A 1,098-nucleotide genomic window follows, 5' to 3' on the forward strand; every position below is an offset into this window, starting at 1 on the left:
CCTACTTTGTCATGTTTCTGGGGATCTGTTTAAATTTCTTTGAATCTGGCGTCGATAAGCATAAAGGTGTTTGAGACAATAATCCATGGTACTCTCAAGGTTTTCCCACCTGCTAGAGATAGTTGAAGCTACTAATTTTCTAATTACTGGTGCAGTCAGTGGTAAGGTTTCATCATAGTTTACCTTCTGTAAAGCAATATAATAAAATGCCATGAAACATAAAGTCATATGTTTGTGAAACCCTTCCCAACTTCGTACCTGATAGTCTCCCAACCCGATCTGGTTTTTCCCTTCCTCGAAAATACGTTCTACAAAAACACGTTGTCCCTGTCTCTGGGCGATTTTTGTGAGTGTATCCTCATGCATGTTGCAAAATGAATATTTGGTAGTTCCGTCAATATCTTTTCTGATAATGAGCTGTAGTTTAAGTGCTTTACAGACATGGTCATCGGTTTTCACCCAGACGTCCTTTTGATGGAAAAGAGCCCTGATTTTCTGCTTTGTACCATCCCTGAAAGCAATTTCGGTGAATTCTTCCGACTGTAAGGTTTCCATGTGTTCTTTCAGGGAGACTGTCTGTATGTCAGCCTTGAGAAGTTTTGGTTTTCTCCCCCGTTTTCCCTTTTCAGCAGCGGGAATAGCAAATTTGGGTTCTGACAAGTATACGTTGATATTTTCCCTGACATCACCAATAAAAGGTATTTTGGCTTTATCGAGCCTACCGATGAGCTGGCTACTGCTGCCATAGAGGGAATCAAAACCTACATAGTCAAAGGAGATCCCTCTGGACTGAAGATCAAGGATCATTTCAAGTGCCATATCAGTCTTGCTTCGGTGAGCAATATGGTCTGGGATGCCAGCATTTTTCCTTCTTTGAAGGTCACAGTCCCAACTTTTGGGCATAAAAAGTTCCACGTCTACAGGACAATAATGGCTTCCCGAAGAAAGTCCCCCCACAACAGCAACCTGACCGTTATCCTGTTTGCCTAGGCAACCGAGGTACTGCCTGCCCACGCATGCGGAATGTCGTCCTTTCTTCCGAAATCCGACTTCATCGATTAATAGGGCAGTTTCTCCCGACCCTGAAAGAAGCGATGA

At 43.1% G+C, this 1,098-nt stretch carries 1 protein-coding gene; it reads right to left on the bottom strand.

The features are described from left to right. Positions 1–9 precede the first annotated feature (9 nt). Positions 10–1,098, bottom strand: a 1,089-nt coding sequence (locus MM239_RS20790) for an IS701 family transposase (protein WP_241350248.1), incomplete at its 5' end; no start/stop codon positions are given.

This window comes from Belliella filtrata (assembly GCF_022549775.1).
In the GTDB taxonomy this organism is placed as follows: domain Bacteria; phylum Bacteroidota; class Bacteroidia; order Cytophagales; family Cyclobacteriaceae; genus Belliella; species Belliella filtrata.